Origin of the sequence: Micromonospora sp. H61 (assembly GCF_018070325.1) — a bacterium.
Lineage (GTDB): Bacteria > Actinomycetota > Actinomycetes > Mycobacteriales > Micromonosporaceae > Micromonospora > Micromonospora salmantinae.
The window spans coordinates 1-670 of sequence record NZ_JAGPXY010000242.1; the positions used below are offsets into that span (position 1 = coordinate 1).

Sequence of the window (670 nt, forward strand, 5' to 3'; positions counted from 1 at the left end):
CTCGGCACCGTCGGCTCTGTGTCGTGCGGTGGCAGCGAGTCGCTGCAGCACCGCTTTGACCCCTTCCGCGTCGTGCGTGAAGCGCCCTTGTCGACGGAGCTCGTCTAACGCGTCCAGACCTTGCCCTGGTAGCCGCGCCAGGCCCGCTTTGTCGAAGGTCGGGAGGCTGGGGATGCCGGCAGTGGCGTGAACCCATCGGGCCGTGGCGGCAGCCTCCGCGAACGTCGCGGTCCGGCTCGGCTCGCCAAGGTCTTCCATCAGCATGCCCAGACCAATAGGGCGCATTGTGTAGCCGTTCAGCAGCGGGACTGGGGCTTGCTGGTTGTTGAGCGCGCGAAGGACGGTCGCTTCGCCGGTGAACGGTGCGGTGGCGAGCTTGCAGATCAGGCTGCTGCCATCGGGGAAGAACCAGCGTTCGACGGAGGACAGCTCCCATGTCTGGATGATGTGTCGCCGCGTTGGTGCCCGCCGCGAGGCGGCGAGCAGGTCGCCGCGTAGCTGCGTGCGGAGCTGCTCGTCGAGCCTGGTGCTGTTCACGGCGCACCCACGCCCTGCGGACGAGCGGTGGCGCGCTCGAGCGGTGTGAGGGCGGCGTCGAGGTGCGCCGACATGCTGGCGGGCACGCGAGGATGTGCGGCGCGTTGGAAGGCCCGGAAGTGCGGTAGTAGTC

At 68.8% G+C, this 670-nt stretch carries 1 pseudogene; it reads right to left on the bottom strand.

The features are described 5' to 3' along the window. Window positions 1–537, bottom strand: a pseudogene (locus KBX08_RS33395) (aminoglycoside phosphotransferase); the annotation flags it as partial. Window positions 538–670 lie beyond the last annotated feature (133 nt).